The sequence below is a fragment of the Roseateles sp. P5_B10 genome (assembly GCF_056400485.1).
In genome coordinates this window covers 1-4,223 of the sequence record NZ_JBFULE010000460.1, presented here as the reverse complement: position 1 = coordinate 4,223, position 4,223 = coordinate 1, and the positions used below count along the sequence as shown (strand labels likewise).

Sequence of the window (4,223 nt, the reverse complement as noted above, 5' to 3'; positions counted from 1 at the left end):
TGGCTGCTGTGACCGAAAGACCGCTGGACCCCGACCTCCTTGACGCCAACATCAGGCGCCACGACGTGGCCGGCCCGCGCTACACCTCCTACCCGACGGCCGACCGCTTCGTCGAGGCCTACCAGGCACCCCAGCACCTGCAGGCCCTGGCACAGCGCGGCGCGGCCCAGCCGCTGTCGGTCTATGTGCACATCCCGTTCTGTGAGCAGCTCTGCTACTACTGCGCCTGCAACAAGATCATCACCAAGCACCACGAGCGCGCCCAGCCCTATCTGGCCGCGTTGAACCTGGAGATGGACCTGGTGGCCGAGGCCCTGGGTGGCCACGCGCCCGTTTCGCAACTGCATCTGGGCGGTGGCTCGCCGACCTTTCTGTCGGACACTGAACTGAGCGTGCTGATGGATGCGTTGCGCCGGCGCTTCAAGCTGCTGCCTGGCGCCGAGTTGTCCATTGAGGTGGACCCGCGCACGGTCGACCTGGCGCGCCTGGCGCACCTGCGCCGGCTCGGGTTCAACCGCCTGTCCTTCGGCGTGCAGGACTTCGACCCGGCCGTGCAGAAGGCCGTGCACCGCGTGCAGCCGCTGGCCTCTGTCGCGGCCCTGATGCGCGGGGCGCGCGAGCTGGGTTTCGCCTCCATCAGCGTCGACCTGATCTATGGCCTGCCGCTGCAGACGCCGGCGTCCTTCGCGCGCACCATCGCCCAGGTCGCCGAGCTCCGGCCCGACCGCATCGCGATGTATGCCTATGCCCACCTGCCGCAGCGCTTCAAGCCGCAGCGCCGCATCGTCGCCGAGTTGCTGCCGCCGGCGGGTGACAAGCTGGCCATGCTGTCAGGCGCGATCAGCGCGCTGCTGGGCGAGGGCTATGCCTACATCGGCATGGACCATTTCGCGCTGCCCGACGACCCGCTGGCCGTGGCCAAGCGCCAGGGCCTGCTGCACCGCAACTTCCAGGGCTATTCGACGCAGCCTGATTGCGATCTCATCGGCCTGGGCGTTTCGGCCATCAGCCGCGTCGGCGCAACGTATGCGCAGAACGCCAAGACCCTGGCCGAGTATGAGGATGCGCTGAACCAGCGCCAGCTGCCCGTGCAGCGCGGCCTGGCATTGACGCGCGACGACCTGTTGCGCCGCGCCGTCATCATGGCGCTGATGTGCCAGGGCCGGCTGGAGTTCGAGTCCATCGCGGCGTCCTATCTCGTCGACGTTGCCACCTACTTCGCGCCGGAGCTGGAGCGCTTGTCCCGGCTGGCCGACCAGGGCCTGGTCGAGCGGCAACCCGACGCCTTGCGGGTCACGCCGCTGGGCTGGTATTTCGTGCGCGCCGTCGCGTCGGTCTTTGACCGCTACCTGCAGGCCGACGCCAGCCGCGAGCGCTTCTCCAAGATCATCTGATGGATGCGGCCCTGGTCCTGTCCGCCACGCTGATGGGGCTGGCAGGCATGCCGCACTGCGCGGCCATGTGCAGTGCGCCTTGCGCCCTCGCCGCGGGGCACCGGCCCATGCGGTTGCTGGCCGGCCGACTGTTGGGTTATGCCACGGGTGGCGCCATCGCGGCCGCCTCCGCGCAGGCGCTGGCGCGCGCCTCTCAGGGTGTGATGCTGCTGCAGCCGGCCTGGGCCCTGCTGCAGGCGGCGCTGCTGCTGTTCGGCCTGATGCTGTTGGTGCGTGGCCGCGTGCCGGCGTGGCTGGGCGCCGTGGGCTGGCGCCCTCAGCCGCGCCATGCCTTCGCTACCGGCATCGCCTGGGTGGCCATGCCCTGTGGGCTGCTGCATGCGGCGCTGCTGCTGGCCGGCTTGTCAGGCTCGCCCTTGAGCGGTGCCGCGGCGATGGCTGGCTTTGCGCTGGCCAGCACACCGGGCCTCGTCATCGCGCCGCTGTGGCGGGCGCGGCTGCTCAAACGGGGCACGGGTGGCGAGGTGCTGGCGCTGCGCCTGGCCGGACTCATGCTGGCCGCGGGGGCGGCGTGGGGGCTGGTGCACGGCGTGTGGCAGCGGCTCCTGCTGGCCTGCTGAGCCGGCCATAAACTCGCCGGGTTTCGTTTCCTAGTCTCGTCTCTTGCGCGGAGCCCACACGTCATGTCCGAACACATCAAGGTGCCTGAAGGCGGCCAGAAGATCACCGTCAACGCCGACTTCACGCTGAACGTGYCCGACCAGCCCATCATTCCCTACATCGAAGGCGACGGCACCGGCCTGGACATCACGCCCGTCATGCTCAAGGTGGTGGACGCGGCGGTGGCCAAGGCCTACGGCGGTGCGAAGAAGATCCACTGGATGGAGGTCTACGCCGGCGAGAAGAGCACTCGCGTATACGGCCCCGATGTGTGGCTGCCCGAAGAGACGCTGCAGGCCGTGAAGGAATACGTTGTCTCCATCAAGGGGCCGCTGACCACGCCCGTCGGCGGTGGCATCCGCTCGCTGAACGTCGCCCTGCGCCAGGAGCTGGACCTGTATGTCTGCCTGCGCCCCGTGCAGTATTTCGACGGTGTGCCCAGCCCGGTGAAGGAGCCGCACAAGGTCGACATGGTCATCTTCCGCGAGAACTCGGAGGACATCTACGCCGGCATCGAATACGAGGCCGAGAGCGACAAGGCCAAGAAGCTCATCAAGTTCCTGCAGGACGAAATGGGCGTCAAGAAGATCCGCTTCCCAAACACCTCGGGCATCGGCATCAAGCCTGTCAGCCGGGAGGGCACCGAGCGCCTGGTGCGCAAGGCCATCCAGTACGCCATCGACAACAACAAGCCCAGCGTCACCATCGTGCACAAGGGCAACATCATGAAGTTCACGGAGGGCGGTTTCCGAGATTGGGCCTATGCGCTGGCTCAGAAGGAGTTCGGCGCCCAGCCCATCGATGGCGGCCCGTGGTGCAAGTTCAAGAACCCGAAGACGGGCAAGGACATCACCATCAAGGACAGCATCGCCGACGCCTTCCTGCAGCAGATCATCCTGCGCCCGGCCGAGTACAGCGTCATCGCCACGTTGAACCTGAACGGCGACTACATCTCCGACGCACTGGCCGCGCAGGTGGGCGGCATCGGCATCGCCCCGGGCGCCAACATGAGCGACTCCATCGCGATGTTCGAGGCCACGCACGGCACGGCGCCCAAGTACGCCGGCAAGGACTATGTGAACCCCGGCTCCGAGATCCTGTCGGCCGAAATGATGCTGCGCCACATGGGCTGGATAGCCGCCGCAGACCTCATCATCAGCGCGATGGAAAAGGCCGTCCTGAGCAAGAAGGTGACCTACGACTTCGCGCGCCTGATGGACGGCGCGACGCAGGTGTCGTGCTCCGGGTTCGGGCAGGTGATGATTGACCAGATGGAGTGACACGGTTTCGCCCCGAACGCCTAGACTTTGGGCATGCCGGACTACATCAACACCTACGTTGACGAAAATCAGCTCCTCATCTACGAGGGGGCGGACTTCGACGAGGTGTATCTGGCTGACCGTTCGGGTGAGCGCGGTGCACAGGTGTGGTGTTGGACTCGTCGTGAGACGGACCTCAACAAGGCCAGCTGGCTGCGGCTGATCGTGGCGGTCGATGACAAGGATTCCGCTGCCGCCGTGGAGCGGGTCCGTGGCGCATTGAAGCCGAATCCTGTGCCGGATCCGTTTCGCAAGCCCGTGCCGCATTGAGGGCGCCGGCTTTTGTTGCCAGGTGCACAAAAAGAAACCCCGGCGCGGAGGCCGGGGTTTGGGGCGACCCGTGGTGCTTCACGTGTCGCCTGTCAGAAGGCTTTGCAGGAGCAAACGCCTGGTATCAGACTGTAGTAAATATTTTGGTCGTTGGGCTTGCTGTTTCATTGCGGAATACCCGCCAACGTGAAATCGCAACGCGTCATGAGGCGTTGCAAGCAAAACGGGGCACCGATGGCGCCCCGTTTCTTCATTCAGCAGTCGATCAGCTGGCCAGCGATTGCAGCGCCGCATTGAACGTGGCGCTGGGACGCATGACCTTGTCGAGCTTGGCAACGTCCGGCAGGAAATAGCCGCCGATGTCGGTCGGCTTGCCTTGGACGGCCTTCAGTTCCTCGGCGATCTTGGCCTCGTTGGCGGTCAGCATCTCGGCCAGCGGCTTGAAGCGGGCCGCCAGTTCGGCGTCCTCGGTCTGCTCGGCCAGGGCCTGGGCCCAGTACAACGTCAGGTAGAAGTGGCTGCCGCGGTTGTCGAGCTCGCCGGTCTTGGGGCTGGGGCCCTTGCCGTTGTCCAGCAACTT

Annotated in this window: 5 protein-coding genes; 4 read left to right on the top strand and 1 reads right to left on the bottom strand. The window is 66.2% G+C overall.

Annotated elements, in window-relative coordinates; genetic code table 11:
* Positions 1-8 precede the first annotated feature (8 nt).
* The 4 genes from hemN (at position 9) to AC1DU6_RS21850 (ending at position 3,643) form a co-directional block, all read left to right on the top strand.
* Positions 9-1,394: an oxygen-independent coproporphyrinogen III oxidase gene (gene hemN, locus AC1DU6_RS21865; protein WP_477859567.1), complete on the top strand. Its 1,386-nt coding sequence runs from the start codon at positions 9-11 to the stop codon at positions 1,392-1,394.
* Positions 1,394-2,014 (top strand): urease accessory protein UreH domain-containing protein, encoded by a 621-nt coding sequence (locus tag AC1DU6_RS21860; protein WP_457324459.1) that lies wholly within the window; start codon positions 1,394-1,396, stop codon positions 2,012-2,014. Before hemN ends, AC1DU6_RS21860 begins: the two co-directional genes overlap by 1 nt.
* Before the next feature lie 63 nt (positions 2,015-2,077).
* Positions 2,078-3,334: an NADP-dependent isocitrate dehydrogenase gene (icd, locus tag AC1DU6_RS21855; protein ID WP_477859565.1), complete on the top strand. Its 1,257-nt coding sequence runs from the start codon at positions 2,078-2,080 to the stop codon at positions 3,332-3,334.
* 33 nt (positions 3,335-3,367) lie between these two features.
* Positions 3,368-3,643, top strand: coding sequence for a hypothetical protein (locus tag AC1DU6_RS21850; protein ID WP_477859563.1), 276 nt, complete (start codon positions 3,368-3,370; stop codon positions 3,641-3,643).
* Between the two features lie 265 nt (positions 3,644-3,908).
* Here the strand turns inward: AC1DU6_RS21850 and AC1DU6_RS21845 are convergent.
* Positions 3,909-4,223, bottom strand: a 315-nt coding sequence (locus AC1DU6_RS21845) for an NADP-dependent isocitrate dehydrogenase (RefSeq protein ID WP_477859561.1), incomplete at its 5' end; no start/stop codon positions are given.

Excerpts from the sequence above, each read along its gene's own strand:
- AC1DU6_RS21860 (WP_457324459.1), top strand. The coding sequence starts at position 1,394 with ATGGATGCGGCCCTGGTCCTGTCCGCCACGCTGATGGGGCTGGCAGGC.
- AC1DU6_RS21850 (WP_477859563.1), top strand. The coding sequence starts at position 3,368 with ATGCCGGACTACATCAACACCTACGTTGACGAAAATCAGCTCCTCATC.